This window comes from Flavobacterium sp. 9, from assembly GCF_002754195.1.
Classification (GTDB): Bacteria; Bacteroidota; Bacteroidia; order Flavobacteriales; family Flavobacteriaceae; genus Flavobacterium.
On the sequence record NZ_PEEU01000001.1, the window covers coordinates 4,617,057 to 4,634,452 of the forward strand.

The following is a 17,396-nucleotide window of genomic DNA, read 5'->3' on the forward strand; positions in this document are numbered from 1 at the left end:
GTGCTTTGTAGAATTTATATTTTGGAGTAATTATTTGCCTTTTAATTTTTAATAAACTTTTTTACCTGAGTTTTTTCACCATTCTCTAACTTTATAAAATAGACGTTTTTGTTTAAATTCATTACGTTTACTGAAAAGTCATTTCCAACAAAATTTTCTTTAAAAATAACGCTTCCAAGAGCATCAATTATCGAAACTTTGGTATCGTTTGATTCTTCAAGATGTACATTTATAAAGTCAGTTGTTGGATTAGGATAGATTTTGATTTGAGATTTAGTTAAATCAGCGATTCCTAAATTTTTGTCATACACATACGTTGTACGGGATAAGTTTTCCCATGAATTGGATGATTTATTCCATATTTCTGCAATCTCTTGATGTATTGTTCCATTTTGATTATTATCATATTTACTTTGATACTGATTTATCCATATTGAAAGGTCATCATCCCAATCCTGGCGTAAACGATTCACTAAAAAAACATTTGCGTCGTATGAATTTGTAAATATTATTTTCTCAATCCACTTATTATTTTCCCAAATATTCATTGTTTCTACTGAAACCTTTTTTGAGCTATTATAAGTATAAGTTGATTGCGAAAAATTTTCCCATTTAGAACTGGAATCATTCCATCTTTGTCGGGTTATTTGAGTAAATAATCCATCAGAATTATTTGAATAATCGACCTTTATGTCATTTTTCCAATTATTATCATTCCATCGCTCTATTAAACCAGATATGAGATATCCATTTGAATCATAAGATGAAGTGTTTTTTAATGAATTTTGCCAAGCGTTGTTCTTCCATTCTTCATAAAATCCTACATCTATTTTATTGTCATTGTTATAAGTGAAAGAAGCCCTTTGAGAGAAGGTTAATAAATTTGAAGTCTTATCCAATGATTTGTAAATAATTTTATTTAGTAGATTGTTGGTATTATATTCGTAATTTGTTGAGTTAGAATCTTTCCAGTTACTAGAACTCTCATCCCAGCGTTGACTTAAATCATCTGTGATCTTGTCACTTTTATCATAATTGTTTACAACATAACTGGAGTTTATCCAATTATTATTGCTCCAACTTTCGTAAGTAATACTTTTAATATTCTGACTGTAAACGGAGGAAGTTAAGATAATAGTAAATAGAAAGTAAAGTGTTTTTTTCATTTTTTAGAATATAATTGAATAGCTTTTTAGTGGATTTTATGTGATAAAAATAGTATTAAAAAATTAAAAAGAGAGATTAATTTTTATCAAATATTTTACAATTTGCTTTTGATATTTAATTATTGCTTTTCTTCCAACTAACAGAGGTTAATAAAGAGTTTCTTATTCTTTTTTTGAAATGTAGAAAAAACTCATATCGTATTCTTTTGATGATTTTAATATTGGATAAAGTTTATCATCTTTAATCAACCATTTTTTATTGGCCGGAAAATCATCATCGTTTTTTAAGATCAATATATCTTTTTTAATAGTCCAGGTTCCCGAAGTTTCATGTTTACCACTTACTGTATAGCTCATTTCAAAAGTGCCATCGGGTTTAAAATTTGCAGTTGATTGAAGCCAGCTTGTTTGAAACTCGTATATCCCTGAAACAGTTGAATTATTTTGTTTTTTTTCTTTTGAGATTATTGGGTTCTTAGTTATTTCGACGGTATAAGCAGATAAAAATAAAACTACAATAAGGTAGAAAAATGAACGGGCAATAATTTTGGATTTGATCATTTGTTGGTTTTGTTTTGGGAAGAATAATATTTTTTTTTAACTTTTTATGAGGGAGATTTAAGACAGACGTATATTAGTTTATCAGTTTTTTATAATTTACCAACGAGATAAGTTATCATATAATTGCTCAATTTTTTTGATTTCAATTTCATATTGAGCAGATGTTTTTGGTAATTTGTGTTTCCCTATATGTTTGTCCCCATCTAGATTTGACCAATATGTGGGATCGTTTTCTAATTTTTTAGTTCCTCCCAATTCATTAACTATTAAATTGTGAATTTTTATTCCTAATCCATGTATCTCATCATTAGGAAGTTCGGTTGCTTTATTATTTTTGCGCAACCATAAAATCAATTCATCGGCTCCAATTTTAATTGTTTTTGACATTTTTCTAAGTGTTATACTAATTCTTCCTTCTTCTGTATTTGATTGTGGAATTGAGTGTTGCCAAATTTTTTGAACCTCTTGCGTCATATAAATTAAACTTCCTGCTGTTAATTCAAAGCTTTCAAATAACTCTGGATTTAATATATTTCTAAATTTGAGAGTTCTAACGGCTCCAACCGAAATAATCGCAACTCCGGTTTGTGGTTCTAAAATATCGATTTGGTCGGAATGATAACCCATTTTTGATTTTCCGTCTAGATAATAGTTTATGAGGCAATTGTTGGGTTCAAAACCAATTACTGTGGAAACTTTTTGATTAATTTCTTGTAGTTCCGGCAAGAATTCCTGGTATGGATATTCGATTTGAGAGTAGTTATATGCTTCTCCAAAACTTGCCGTTTTTCTGGCAGTCATTCTTTCGTCCCATTTGATATTTACTTTTAAATTTTCAAATAGTTCGTTTGGATTTTCGATAAAATTTTGGACAAATGTAATTCCTTCCATTTTTTTTCTTTATTTCAAATATGTTTACTTATTCTTATAAATTGTTAAAATTGTCTCGTGAAGATGTTTTGCGTCAGGGATTGAGGCGTTATCCTTTTGTGAAGTGAAACGGAGCAAAAGATATAGCCGAAAGCCCGACCCGCTTTTTTCGGCGGGAGACGCCCAGATTTTAGAATTAATAGTTTTTACCAATCCGATTTTCTTTTTAAGGCATTTTCTTGTAAACTATTTCGGAAGGATTAAAGCGCCATACATATGTTGGAAAATCTGATGATTCGTCTCTGTAAATTATGTAACCATTGTTTTGTGAACTTACACCACTAATACCCCATGCATCACTAAATTTATATGGAAAAGATGCTAGTTGTTTCCAGTTTTTAGTATCCAAATCTAGCTCATAAATATCATAATTTGTTACTTTATTTGGACTATAATAACGATGACTAAGACCAATATATGCTTTGTTCATATAAACAAAACTCACGATATCCTCACTTTTATTTCCAGGATAGGTTGATAGATACTCCCAATTACCATTTGAGGAATTAAACTGAAGAATTTCAAGATCTTTATTAATTACATATAAATTGGAGTTAGTCTGAAAGGTATTGATAAATTCTTGCTGTTGGTAATTGGCAAGTTTGGTAAAAGTATTGTTCTGGATATCATATTGATAACAGTTTCTATTATCGAAAAAATAACCAATTCCATTCATACTACCACCATAATATTTTGCGTATGCGGCTATATTCGTGCTTCCTAGATTTTCCCAATTATCAGTGTCAGAATCATAACGATAAAGATTTGCTGAATCGTCTGATTTAAAATAGCCATATTTTCCTATTGCAAAAATAGCATAATCCGTTCCTGAATTACCATGTAGGGGGAAAGGTAGTTTTGAGGACAATACAGATTGATTTTCTATGCCATAAAAAGAGTTGTTTCCAAATATAATAAATGGCTTATTATTAATTGTAATACCTGCGGATCTGTCATATCCGGTACTTGCTTTAAAAATACCAGCACACCAAGGAGAGGCAGGATAAGATTTTTGAGAAGTAAAGTATTCAGTCGTTGATAAACAAGTTGAATTACTCGTAGAAAAGCTGGCCGTAATTTCATATTCCAATCCACAAACAAGTGAATCCGCAATTATTGTATTTAGATTATTAGAAAAAGGTTTTAAACTTTGAATGGTTCTTTTTTTGTCGTTTCCTATCACGCCATAGGTAATTTCATAACTCTTTACATTATCAATTTGCATATCAGCGTCAATTTTTATGCCTATATTTAATCCATTTGCATTGTAATCCAGAATAGAAGGCTTAAGATTACCAAAGTATTCACATGTTATTTGCGGCCCTTTGGGAACAGGATTTTCATCTTTGCTATTTTCACAAGACGCAAATGTTGTTAATAATAGAATCATACTAATTACATGATATACGAATACTTTTTTCTTCATAATGAATAATGGTTATTAGAGGCTTTTTAAATTAAGTGCCAGATTTAAGTCAGCTATATTTCGTTAACGGAGCAATAGTCGCTAAGTAGTATATGTGTTACAAAATTGCTAAATAGGTCTTATTTAGGCTGATCTTGTGGCATAAATTGGCTTTTTTATGTCAAGCTAAAATATTCTTTTTTTTCTTATAAATTATTAAAGACACTGTCTTTTATCTTATGAAAACTATTTTGGATCAGGGATTGAGCTTTTTGTGAAGAGAAACGAAATAAAATATATAACCGAATCCAGATAGCTATCGGGACGACACGCTTTTTTTGGCGGGAGATGCCCAAAATATTAAGTTATAACTATTAGAGTTTGTTGCATCAAGGAAATTTTAGTGAAGTTTGTTGTTTAAGAAATGACAAGATTATAGAGAAAAATCCGTTTTAATCCGCGTTTTCGCAAAGCGAATCCGTGTCATCCGCGTTCTATATTGGCTATTTACTTTGCATGGCTACAACTTCAAACAACCTGAAAGGCTTATAAAATATAAAACAAAAAAAATCCCATTCAAAGAAAATGAATGGGATTACAGCATATTATTAAAGAATTAAAAACTTAGTTTAAAATCCATCTTATTTATTTCATCTGGTTTTCCTGACTTAAACTTAATATTTTTAAATTCATTAAGAGATGGATCGACAACGATTTTTGAGTCTTTACTTATAGTTCTTGTAGCTTTAACTATCTTTTTTACACTTTTCATATTTTTTTCCTTTTAATTAAAAATCCATCAAAGTCTTTTTTATAATCAAATGGTTCATTTACGATTTCATCGTTAGTAATTATTCTTGCACCAAATATATCAAAAGTTTCTGATAATTCCTCGAGGTTTAACATTATGGCTCTTTTGTAAGTGTTTGTTCTTCTTGCGTCACTGCCTCTAAAAAATACAGTTATATGCGGATTTACATTGGTAAAATGATAAACAGTTTTGGCTACAGTTGCTAAGACAATTCTAATATCTCCGTTATCATTTGTAACCTGATCATCAATAATATACTTCTTTGTTAATAGATCATATTTTAAATCGCCAAAACCAAGATTATGAATGGAAAGATTTTTAGTAGGTGAATATGCAACTACTTTTCTGAAATTACCTTTATCTCCAACACTTATAAAATTAAATATTGTAGATGATTCATCTTTGGAAATGTCATATTTATCGTAATTCATTTAAATAAATAATTTCTTACAAATATAGTGTTTTTTAATGAAAAACTTATTTTTTATTTATTATGAAAATGTGCTAAAACTTCGATTTCATTCTGCTTGACAAGCGATGGCAATCTAAAACAAAAAAAATCCCGCCTCAATTAAGAAACGGGATTAAGTAGATATTCTCTTTTTTTTTATTTTAAACTGTTGCAGCAACTTCTTGTGGCAACGGAATTTGATTTTTAAGCAAATCTTCAAAAGTTTCGTGTTGACGGATTAAAATTCCTTTTCCATCTTTCCATAAAACTTCTGCTGGTTTGTATCTTGAATTGTAGTTCGAAGACATTGAGAAACAATATGCTCCGGCGTTTCTGAAAGCTAGAATATCACCTTCAGTAATTTCCGAAATTCTACGGTTATTTGCAAAAGTATCGGTTTCGCAAATGTATCCTACAACCGAGTAAAAACGCTCTTTTCCTTTTGGATTAGAAATGTTTTCGATATGGTGTGAAGATCCGTACAACATTGGACGAATTAAGTGGTTGAAACCACTGTCAACTCCAGCAAAAACTGTTGATGTTGTTTGTTTTACTACATTTACTTTTACTAAGAAATGACCTGCTTCGCTCACCAGAAATTTTCCTGGTTCGAAAATCAACGTTAAATCTCTGCCGTATTCTGTACAGAAAGCATTGAATCTTTTAGATAGTTTTTTACCTAATTCTTCGATGTCTGTTTCGATATCGTCTTTTTTGTAAGGAACTTTGAATCCGCTTCCGAAATCTAAAAACTCTAAGTCTTTGAAATGTTTTGCGGTATCAAATAAGATTTCAGCAGCATACAAGAATACTTCGATATCAAGAATATCAGATCCTGTGTGCATGTGAATTCCCACGATGCTCATTTTTGTGTTCTCAACAATTCTCAAGATATGCGGAATTTGGTGAACAGAAATACCGAATTTACTATCGATATGTCCCACCGAAATATTAGCATTTCCTCCCGCCATTACGTGCGGATTGATACGAATACATACCGGAATTTGTGGATATTTTGTTCCGAATTGCTCCAGAATAGATAAGTTGTCAATATTGATTTGTACACCCATTGCAGCAACTTCCTCGATTTCTTCAAGAGAAACTCCGTTTGGTGTAAAAAAGATTTTTTCAGGTTCATAGCCAGCATGAAGTCCCAATAAAACTTCTTGAATTGATACAGTATCTAATCCAGATCCCATGTTCTTTAATAACTGAAGAATCGCAACATTAGACAATGCCTTCATGGCGTAATTAACTCTTAAGTTTTCTACCTTAGAGAAAGCTTTAGTTAACCTGTTGTACTGAGATTGGATTTTTTCGGCATCATAAACATATAATGGACTTCCAAATTGTTCTGCTAACTGCAGTAAATCTTTTGCTTGCATTTTTTAAACTATTTTGAGCAAATTTATTACTCTTTTGACTAACTGCAAATTAATTGTAGAAAAATAACAAATTATAACAAATTGTTTGTTTTTAAACAAAAAGTGACTTGTTTCGAATTTTTATAAATCTTTTTGTAGCTTCTAAGATACTAAGACTCTAAGTTAGTAAGTTTTTTCGTCTTAGCGCCTTAGTATCTAAGAAACTTAGAACCTTTTTTTGAAGCATCAAAATTGGCGTTTTGTTAAACAAAAGTTTTTTAGGAATAAAACGATAAAGGGGGCAAAGGTGCAGAGAGGCAAAGGTAAAAGGTTTTTCTTAGCGTCTTGTTACTAGAACATAGCCCGAGGTTTCAACCTTGGGACACATAGCGTATCGACGAAAATCATAATATTGCATTCCCAAGGTTGAAACCTTGGGCTATGGTTGAAATAGAAAATCCTTTTTAATCTTTAATCAGGAGCAAAAAAATAACTGCTAAGACTCTAAGTTGCTAAGCGACTAAGCTAAAAAACTTAGAATCTTAGAAACTTAGCGCCTTAGCAGCTTAGTTAGTGTTGTTTATCGGAATAAAAATTTAATGTTTTTAATCTTTTATGTTCGTAAGATTTAAAATACTAAAAGAAAAAAACTTAGAATCTTAGCATCTCAGTATCTTAGAGTCTCAAAAAAAATTAAAGACTTGGTAAATCTCCGTTTCCTTTGGTTGGCAAGTTGGTATATCCCATTAAGAATAAATCTACCTCTCTTGCTGCTTCGCGACCTTCTGAAATAGCCCATACAATTAATGATTGTCCTCTTCGCATATCTCCTGCAGTGAAAATATGAGGAACATTCGTTTGATAATTTTTAGCTTTATAGTTGCTTCTCATATCAATTTCAAGACCCAATTGCTCGCTTAAAGTTTTTTCAGGACCTGTAAATCCTAAAGCCAATAAAGCTAAATCGCAAGGCCAGATTTTCTCAGAACCTTCTTTTTCGATTAATTCAGGACGTTGACCCGGAGTCATTTTCCATTGTACTTCAACGGTTTTTAAACCTACTAATTCTCCTTTTTCATTAGATAAGAATTCTTTAGTATTGATTAACCAGTTTCTGTCGCAACCTTCTTCGTGAGAAGATGACGTTTTTAACTGCAACGGCCAGAAAGGCCAAGGAGTTGTCTCGCTTCTTCCAACTGGAGGTTTTGGTAAAATCTCGAAATTTGTTACTGATTTTGCTCCGTGTCTGTTTGATGTTCCAACGCAGTCAGAACCTGTATCTCCACCACCAATTACGATTACGTCTTTTCCTGTTGCTTTAACCTGATCCGGAATTGATTCTCCGTATAAAACTTTAGTTTGTTGTGTCAAGAAATCCATTGCCTGAACAATGCCTTTGCTTTCGATTCCTTTAGTTGGCAAACTTCTTCTTTCAGTTGCTCCACCGCACAATACTATAGAATCAAAAGAATTAAGTTCGTCTACGCTAAAGTTTACTCCAACGTTTACATTCACTTTAAAAGTGATTCCTTCGGCTTCAAGGATTGCTACACGTCTGTCGATGATTCCTTTCTCCAATTTGAAATTTGGAATTCCGTAACGTAATAAACCTCCAATTGCGTTGTCTCTTTCAAAAACAGTTACTGTGTGACCAGCTCTGTTTAATTGTTGAGCCGCCGCCAAACCTGCAGGACCTGAACCAATAACAGCAACAGTTTTTCCTGTTCTTGTTTTTGGTGCTTGTGGTTTAATCCAACCTTCAGCAAAACCTCTTTCGATGATGTTTTTTTCGATGTTTTCGATTGCAACAGGTTCTTTGATGATTCCTAATACACATGATTTCTCACATGGAGCAGGGCATAAGCGACCAGTAAATTCCGGAAAGTTATTAGTAGATTGTAAAATCTCTAAGGCACTTTGCCATTCTTCCTGATGCACCATGTCGTTGAAATCAGGAATTAAATTTCCTAATGGACAAGAACTGTGGCAAAAAGGAATACCACAATCCATACATCTTGAACCTTGTTCTTTTATTTTATCTTTTGCTAACGGAATTGTAAATTCGTTGTAGTTCGAAACACGTTCTGCTACTGCTAAATTACTTTCATCAGCTCTGCTATATTCTTTAAATCCGCCTATTTTACCCATGACATTTTAATTAAATTTAGTTTTGAGATTGAGATGTGAGAAGTGAGTTGAAAAACATCAACTTAGTACCTCTGCACCTTTGTAACTCAGAACCTCTTAATCAGCTATTAATTCTTCTATTTTCTTTTCTTCTGCAATTCGTTGTAATGCTTTTTTGTAATCAGTTGGCATTACTTTTACGAAATTGTTTTGTTCATTTTCCCAGTCTGCTAAAATTCTTTTTGCTAATGGACTGCTTGTGTACAATGAATGGTTTTTGATCAATCGTCTTAGTTTTGTAATGTCTTCCTCTTCCATTGGATCAAATGCAACCATTTCCATGTTACATAAAGTTGAATCGAATTTTTGATTTGGATCATAAACATAAGCCACACCACCGCTCATACCAGCTGCGAAGTTTCTTCCTGTTTTTCCTAAAACAACGACTGTACCACCTGTCATGTACTCGCATCCGTGATCTCCAATTCCTTCAACAACCGCAGTTGCTCCAGAATTTCTCACACAAAAACGCTCTCCGGCCATTCCATTAATGTAAGCCTCTCCGGTGATAGCTCCGTAAAGGGCAACGTTCCCGATAATGATGTTTTCTTCAGGCTTGAAGGTTGCAGTAGGAGGGACTTTGATAATCAATTTTCCTCCGGATAATCCTTTTCCTAAATAATCATTACAGTTTCCGTGAATTTTAAACGACAATCCATTTGTTGCAAATGCACCAAAACTTTGTCCGGCAGAACCTTCAAAATCAACTAAAATAGTGTCATCAGGTAAACCTTGTGCGCCATATATTTTTGAGATTTCATTACTCAAAATGGCACCTACAGAACGGTCTGTATTTTTAATTTTAAATGTAACTCTTGTTTTTTCTTTTCTATAAATAGACGGAATCGCTTCTTTGATAATGGCAAAATCCAATACGTTATCTAAATCGTGATCTTGTTCAGTTGTATTGTGAATTGGCTGTGTTTTAGCTTTTTCCGGTTTGTATAGAATTGATGATAAGTCTAAACCATTTGCTTTATAATGTTTGATAGCTTTGTTCACATTTAATTTTTGTGATTGACCAACCATTTCTTTTAAGGTTCTGAAACCTAATTGCGCCATGATTTCTCTTAATTCTTCAGCAATAAAATACATGAAGTTGATTACGTGCTCCGGAGTTCCTTTGAAATTTTTTCTCAATTCAGGATCCTGAGTTGCAATACCAACCGGACAAGTATTTAAGTGACAAGCTCTCATCATAATACATCCAGAAGCAACAAGTGGAGCAGTAGCAAAACCAAATTCTTCGGCTCCTAATAATGCAGCGATTGCTACGTCACGACCAGTTTTTAATTGTCCGTCACATTCAAGAACTACACGGCTTCTTAAATCATTTAAGATCAACGTTTGTTGTGCTTCAGCCAATCCAAGTTCCCATGGAATACCTGTGTGTTGTAATGAAGTCAATGGTGCAGCACCAGTTCCTCCGTCATAACCAGAAATAAGGATAACGTCAGCTTTTGCTTTGGCAACACCGGCAGCAATTGTTCCAACTCCAACTTCAGAAACTAATTTTACATTGATACGAGCTTCACGATTCGCGTTTTTCAAATCATAAATCAATTGAGATAAATCCTCAATAGAGTAAATATCGTGGTGAGGAGGAGGTGAAATCAAACCTACATAAGGTGTAGAGTTTCTGGTTTCGGCAATCCAAGGCACCACTTTTTCTCCAGGTAATTGTCCACCTTCACCAGGTTTTGCACCTTGAGCCATTTTAATCTGAATCTCTTTAGCATTTGTCAAATAGTTGATCGAAACACCAAAACGTCCCGAAGCAACTTGTTTGATTGCACTATTTCTAGAATCTCCGTTAATTTCTTTCTGGAAACGTTTTGGATCTTCTCCACCTTCTCCAGAGTTACTTTTTCCGCCAATTCTGTTCATGGCAATTGCCAAATTCTCGTGCGCTTCTCTACTGATAGATCCGTAAGACATTGCACCAGTTTTGAATTTCTTTACAATTTCTGTCCAAGGTTCTACTTCATCAATAGAAATTGGATCTAAATTATTGAATTCAAACATTCCTCTAATCGTCATTAAGTTTGAGCTTTGCTCGTTAACCATATTAGAGTATTCTTTATAACTTTCAGGACTGTTTAAACGAACAGCTTGTTGTAATTTAGAAATAGTTGTTGGATTAAACATATGTTTTTCTCCACCACGTCTCCATCTATAAATTCCTCCAATTTCTAACGGAAGCAAACTTGCAACTTTTGAATTTGGAAATGCTTTTTGGAAACGTTTCTTCACTTCTTTTTCTACTTCGATCAAACCAATTCCTTCGATTCTTGAAGGTGTGTAAGGGAAATATTTAGAAGTAAATGTTTTGTTTAAACCTAAAATCTCGAAAATCTGAGCAGCTCTATATGAATGTAAAGTAGAGATACCAATTTTGTTCATGATCTTAACGATTCCTTTTGCAATCGCTTTGTTATAGTTTACAACTGCATAATCAGCTTTTACACCAGTAATGAATCCTTGTGCAACCTGATCATAAATGATTTCGTTTACCATATATGGATTAATCGCACTTGCGCCATATCCAAATAATAAAGCAAAATGATGCGGTTCACGAGGTTCTGCAGATTCGATTATGATTCCGAATTTAGAACGAACCTGTAAAATATTCAAAGAGTGGTGAATGTAAGAACAAGCCAATAACATAGGAATTGGAGCTAATTCTTCGCTAACACCTCTATCTGATAAGATGATAATATTGCATCCTTCAGAAACAGCTTTAAAAGTTGCCTGAACACATTTTTCAAGCGCGCGTTCTAAACCGTTAACTCCTTTTTCTATTTTATATAAAGTAGAAATTGTAGCCGATTTAAAATCTGCGTGATCAATGTTTCTTATTTTATCTAAATCCTCATTAGAAATAACAGGATTTTGGATTTTTAGTTTTTTACATTGTTTAGATTCAATTTCGAAAATATTGAAATCTCCACCAATTGCTAAACTGATATCAGTAATAATTTCTTCACGAATACCATCCAAAGGCGGGTTGGTAACCTGAGCAAATAATTGTTTGAAATAGTTGTACAATAATTGCGGTTGGTCTGATAAAACTGCCAAAGGCGTGTCGTTACCCATAGAACTGATTGCTTCAGCTCCCTGACCTCCCATTGGGTTGATGATGGTTTTTAAATCTTCAATTGTATAACCAAATAAACGTTGTCTTGTTAAGAAATCAAGTTTCTCAACCGGAGTAGGATTATTGGTATAAGGAATTTTCGATAAAGGCAATAAGTTAGCATCGATCCATTCTTTGTACGGACGTTTTGTAACAATTGCTTTTTTAACCTCTTCATCTTCAATAATACGACCTTCGTTCATGTCAACCAAGAACATTTTTCCTGGCTCTAAACGTCCGTGCTGAATAACATCTTCAGGATCGATATCCAGTACACCAATTTCTGATGACATGATTACGAAACCACTATGTGTTAAAGTATAACGAGAAGGACGCAATCCGTTTCTGTCTAATAATGCACCAATTACATTACCATCCGTAAACGGAATAGAAGCTGGACCATCCCAAGGCTCCATAATACAAGCGTTGAATTCGTAGAAAGCTTTTTTCTCCTCAGACATAGTCTGGTGTTTTTCCCAAGCTTCAGGAACAACCATCATCATCGCTTCCGGCAATGAACGGCCTGTCATTAATAAAAGTTCTACAACCATATCCATAGAAGCAGAATCTGATTTTCCTTCTAAGATAATTGGGAATAGTTTTTTGATATCATCGCCAAAAACTTTGCTTTGCATAAGCTCTTCACGAGCACGCATACGGCTTACGTTTCCACGAAGTGTATTGATCTCACCATTATGACACATGTATCTAAACGGTTGAGCAAGTTCCCATGAAGGGAAAGTATTTGTAGAGAAACGTTGGTGAACTAACGCCAAACGAGTCACTAAATCTGGATCTTTTAAGTCAACATAATATCGGCTGATGTCTTCCGGCATCAATAGACCTTTATATATTATGGTAGTTGTCGATAAACTAGAGAAATAAAACATATGACTTTCAGAGGTTTTTGATCCTCTTACGGCATGTTCAGCAATTTTTCTAGCTGCAAAAAGTTTTGCATTAAATTCATTTTCAGTTAAATCCTGACCGTTTTTAGAAACGAAAACTTGTTTAACTGTTGGTTCTTTTTCTGCGGCAATCTGCCCTAAATTTTCTACTTCAACAGGCACGTCTCTCCAACCAAGAATCTTTAAATTCTGATCCTTGATAGTCGATTCGAAAGCGTTGATACAAAAAGAAACCTGGTTTTTGCTTTTTGGTAAAAAAACCATTCCTACTGCATACTCACGCGTTTCAGGGATTTCAAAATCACATACTTTTTTAAAAAAATCATGTGGGATATCGAATAAAATTCCAGCCCCGTCTCCAGTTCTTCCATCAGAACTAACGGCACCACGATGTTCCAATTTTATTAAGATGTCCAATGCTTTGTGAATAATATCGTTTGACTTAATACCATTCAAATTACAAATAAATCCTGCACCACAATTGTCGTGTTCAAATTCAGGCAAATAAAGCCCTTGTTCTTTAACTTTCATTCTTGATATTTTTTCTACAAAAATAAAGATTTCGTTAAACATAATGTATTGAAATTGTAATTTGACTTACATTTTTATCGTAATACTAGAAAAACGCTTCTTAATTGATAATAATATTATATTAAGCATTGCGAATTGCCAAAATGACAACACGCATTAAAATATATTAAGAAAAATCGCCGTAAGGCTAATGAATGCGGTGATGTTTTTGTTAAATATCAAACGTTTTAGTAGTTTTGAGTTAATATTAACAAATCATTTTGTTAACTATTTCTTCGCATTCAAAATGAATAAACGCTTAACAGATATAACACTCGTTTTTTAATTGAAAAAGATTTTACTATTAAGTTGAATTTTGCTACTTTTGTCGCACTTTTATTCTGAAATAAATTCAGAACCAGACAAATTCTATATTATGAACATACACGAATATCAAGGAAAAGAAATTTTAGCAAGTTACGGAGTACGCATTCAACGCGGAATTGTGGCTAACAATGCGGTTGAAGCTGTGGCTGCTGCAAAACAATTAACTGCCGAAACTGGTACAGGATGGCATGTGATAAAAGCACAAATTCACGCAGGTGGACGTGGAAAAGGTGGTGGAGTGAAGTTGGCTAAAAACTTGCAACAAGTTGAAGAAATTGCTGAACAAATCATCGGAATGCAATTGATTACACCTCAAACTTCTGCTGAGGGTAAAAAAGTAAACAAAATTTTAGTTGCTGAAGATGTTTACTATCCTGGTGAAAGCGAAACGTCTGAATTTTATGTTTCTGTTTTATTGAATAGAGGTACAGGACGTAACATGATCATGTATTCTACTGAAGGTGGAATGGATATCGAAGAAGTTGCTGAGCATACTCCACACTTAATCTTTACTGAAGAAGTTGATCCTAATGTTGGATTACAAGGTTTTCAAGCAAGAAGAATTGCCTTTAACTTAGGTCTTTCTGGAAATGCTTTTAAAGAAATGGTTAAATTCATCGATTCATTATACAATGCTTATATTGGTTCTGATGCTTCTATGTTTGAAATCAACCCGGTTTTGAAAACTTCAGATAACAAAATTTTAGCTGTTGATGCTAAAGTTAATATCGATGATAACGCTTTATACAGACAACCAAAATATGCTGAGATGAGAGATATCCGTGAGGAGAATCCTATCGAAGTTGAAGCTAAAGAAGTAGGTTTGAACTATGTAGATCTTGACGGTACTGTAGGATGTATGGTAAACGGAGCAGGTCTTGCAATGGCAACTATGGATTTAATTAAATACGCTGGTTTTGAGCCTGCTAACTTCTTAGACGTTGGTGGAACTGCTGATGCAAAACGTGTTGAAACTGCTTTCCGTATTATCTTAAAAGATCCAAACGTAAAAGCAATTTTAATTAACATCTTCGGAGGAATCGTTCGTTGTGACCGTGTTGCTCAAGGAGTTGTTGATGCTTACAAAAATATGGGCGATGCTATCAATGTGCCAATTATCGTTCGTTTGCAAGGAACAAATGCTGAAATTGCAAAAGAATTAATTGACAATTCAGGTATGCCAATTTTATCAGCTACTCAATTTCAAGAAGCTGCTGATCAAGTTAAAGCTGCATTATCTTAATAAATAATATTGTAGAGATGCACTGCTGTGCATCTTCTCTTTAATATATAGAAAATCCCTTCGATCATTCGGAGGGATTTTTTTTTTGAAGTTAATTTTATCGTAGGGAGATTTAACCGCAAAGCACGCAAAGATTTTTTATTCATAAGATTTTATATAAACGCAAAATTCGCAAAGCTTTGTCAAAAAAAACTTTGCGAACTTTGTCTTTGCATCTTCAACATAGCCCAAGGTTTCAACCTTGGGATTCGATGTAATTATAAAATATTGCGCTCCAACGGTTGAAACCGTTGGCAATGTTGATACAGCGTTTGTATAAAGTCATTTATATTTGAAAGATCTTATATAAACGCAAAGTTCGCAAAGCTTTATCATTATAGCTTTGCGAACTTTGCGTTTAATAAATGTAATCTAAGGAAAAAACCTTAGCGTTCTTTGCGGTAAAATTTTTGCAGTACGGTAAAATTATTTTTTATTTTTTCCGTTTTTGTAAACTACTTTTTCTACAACAGATGTTTTTCCATTTCCTTTAGGGAATTCTTTCTTTTTAGGTTTTTTAGCTGCCGGGCCAGATTTAGAAGGGGCTTTATCGCCTCTTCCTCTTTCAGAATCTTTAGCGCTTGCTTTGAATTCAGGTCTTTCTTTGGTGCTATCTTTTTTAGGAATTTCAGCTTTATGTTTAGCCAAAACATCATTCGGGTTTTTAGGATTTTCTTTCGTTCCTCTTAAATGAATTACTAATCCGTTTAAGAAATTACGCAAAACCTGATCGCCACATTCCATGTAATTTTCATGATCTTCGGCTCTAAAAAAAGCGCCCAATTCTGATTTTGTAATTCTAAAATCTACTAATTCTAAAATTTCAACTATTTGGTCGTCACGGAGCATCAAAGCCACGCGCAGTTTTTTTAGGATATCGTTGTTTGTCATCGTTTAATTTTTTACAAAGGTACGTTTTAAAACTAATTTGAATACAATTTTAGATTTAGAATTGCAGACAAAGTGGAGTGTCTTAATTTTAAATATATATGCTGCCAAAATTTTCGCGCAAAGTCGCAAAGACGCCAAGTTCAAGAATTTTTTAAAATTTAACCTAAGCAAAGTTTTTATTTTGAATTGCCTCCAGCTTTAGCTGGAGATAATAAAATAATACTAAAAAATTGGCTTTAGCCAAAATATCTGTTTGGCTAAAGCCAATTACACACTTTTTGTAAACTCCAGCTAAAGCTGGAGGCAAGTCAAAAATCATAATTTATAAAACTTTGCGACTCTGCGACTTTGCGAGAGATAAATCGATATTACTTTTTTTTAATTAGAATAACCATTTAAAATAGCAATCAACTTATCCAAATCTTCATATAAATGATTTGCAGTTATAACAATTCGATTAAGATTATTAGAGTTTTCCTGATATTTAAAACTGGCGATAATAATTTTTTTTGCTTTTAAAATTTCAATCATATTATCATCTTTCAGATAAATTAAAGGATATGTTTTATCAAATTTAATCGCATCATTTTTGATTAATTTCTGATCAATATAATCCAGATTTTCTAGTAATTTCTGATGTTGAATTATATAAAGATCAGAAGCATCAGCCAAAGTTTGTACAAAAGCAGGATTCATTCCCGCAGCAGAAACAAAAGTGCTTAAATTGTGCATCTGATTGATAAAAGAAGCGTCACTTGCAATAACTCCGCCAGTTAATCCGAAAGCTTTTCCTATAGAAGAAACCATGATTTTTCTTTTTATCGGAAGATTGATTTTCGAATAAATTCCGCAACCGTTTTTGCCTAAAATTCCAAGAGAATGCGATTCATCAATAACTAAAGTAACTTCTTTATGATTCGGAATTGTTGCCAATATAGATAAATCAATTGCCTCAGTTTGAAAACCTGAAACAACATCAGTTAAAATTGTAATTCTCTCCGATTTTGAATCTAATAAGCGCGGGTTTATTTTATCATTTATGAAAACTGGCAAACTATCATTTGCCTGAATTGCAGGATGCGTATCCGGAAAATGAAAGAAAGAATCCGTTTGTTTTTTCAATTCATCAATTACTAATTTTCCCGCGAGCATTCCTGACGAAACTGTAACAGCACTTTCTGCTTTAATGTGTTTGGCCAAAAAAGTTTCGCCATTTTCAAAAGCCGTAAGTTTAATATTTGCGCTTCTGGAACTTCCGTAAGTAGTTCCCCATTTTTGAATATTTTTGACAACCAATTCCTGAAAAGCCTTATTTGTTGGTAATCCCAAATAAGCCGTTCCGCCAAAATACAAATATTGTTCCTGGTCGATTTCGATAATTCTATCCGGAAATTGATTGACATTCAT

General features: G+C 33.2%; 12 protein-coding genes. 1 reads left to right on the forward strand and 11 read right to left on the reverse strand.

Translation table 11 applies throughout. The annotated features are described in order from the left end of the window. Positions 1-41 precede the first annotated feature (41 nt). The 9 genes from CLU81_RS19195 to gltB form a co-directional block, all read right to left on the reverse strand. On the reverse strand, positions 42-1,166 hold the full coding sequence (locus CLU81_RS19195; protein ID WP_099711261.1) for a T9SS type A sorting domain-containing protein: 1,125 nt from the start codon (positions 1,164-1,166) through the stop codon (positions 42-44). A gap of 162 nt (positions 1,167-1,328) precedes the next feature. Then, a complete protein-coding gene (locus CLU81_RS19200; RefSeq protein WP_099711262.1) occupies positions 1,329-1,727 on the reverse strand; it encodes a lipocalin family protein in 399 nt (132 codons plus the stop codon). A gap of 96 nt (positions 1,728-1,823) precedes the next feature. After that, a complete protein-coding gene (locus tag CLU81_RS19205) occupies positions 1,824-2,618 on the reverse strand; it encodes an alpha-ketoglutarate-dependent dioxygenase AlkB (protein WP_099711263.1) in 795 nt (264 codons plus the stop codon). 205 nt (positions 2,619-2,823) lie between these two features. Further along, positions 2,824-4,083, reverse strand: a complete 1,260-nt coding sequence (locus tag CLU81_RS19210; RefSeq protein WP_099711264.1) for a hypothetical protein — start codon at positions 4,081-4,083, stop codon at positions 2,824-2,826. A gap of 595 nt (positions 4,084-4,678) precedes the next feature. Continuing rightward, positions 4,679-4,834 carry a hypothetical protein gene (locus tag CLU81_RS26865; RefSeq protein WP_158235353.1) on the reverse strand — a complete coding sequence of 52 codons (156 nt, stop codon included), beginning with the start codon at positions 4,832-4,834 and terminating at the stop codon, positions 4,679-4,681. Beyond that, a complete protein-coding gene (locus CLU81_RS19215) occupies positions 4,831-5,304 on the reverse strand; it encodes a hypothetical protein (RefSeq protein ID WP_099711265.1) in 474 nt (157 codons plus the stop codon). The genes CLU81_RS26865 and CLU81_RS19215 overlap by 4 nt, the downstream gene beginning before the upstream one ends. Positions 5,305-5,485: 181 nt before the next feature. After that, a complete protein-coding gene (gene lysA / locus CLU81_RS19220) occupies positions 5,486-6,709 on the reverse strand; it encodes a diaminopimelate decarboxylase (RefSeq protein WP_099711266.1) in 1,224 nt (407 codons plus the stop codon). 672 nt (positions 6,710-7,381) lie between these two features. Further along, on the reverse strand, positions 7,382-8,836 hold the full coding sequence (locus CLU81_RS19225) for a glutamate synthase subunit beta (protein ID WP_099711267.1): 1,455 nt from the start codon (positions 8,834-8,836) through the stop codon (positions 7,382-7,384). A 96-nt stretch (positions 8,837-8,932) separates the two neighbouring features. Next, on the reverse strand, positions 8,933-13,450 hold the full coding sequence (gene gltB, locus CLU81_RS19230; RefSeq protein WP_099711268.1) for a glutamate synthase large subunit: 4,518 nt from the start codon (positions 13,448-13,450) through the stop codon (positions 8,933-8,935). Positions 13,451-13,865: 415 nt separating this feature from the next. Between gltB and sucC the strand changes: the two genes are divergently transcribed. Continuing rightward, positions 13,866-15,059, forward strand: coding sequence for an ADP-forming succinate--CoA ligase subunit beta (gene sucC, locus CLU81_RS19235; protein WP_099712809.1), 1,194 nt, complete (start codon positions 13,866-13,868; stop codon positions 15,057-15,059). 465 nt (positions 15,060-15,524) lie between these two features. Here the strand turns inward: sucC and CLU81_RS19240 are convergent, their stop codons facing one another. Beyond that, positions 15,525-15,989, reverse strand: coding sequence for a DUF1456 family protein (locus tag CLU81_RS19240; RefSeq protein ID WP_099711269.1), 465 nt, complete (start codon positions 15,987-15,989; stop codon positions 15,525-15,527). Between the two features lie 378 nt (positions 15,990-16,367). Next, complete coding sequence (locus tag CLU81_RS19245) at positions 16,368-17,396, reverse strand: aminotransferase class I/II-fold pyridoxal phosphate-dependent enzyme (RefSeq protein WP_099711270.1); 1,029 nt, start codon at positions 17,394-17,396, stop codon at positions 16,368-16,370.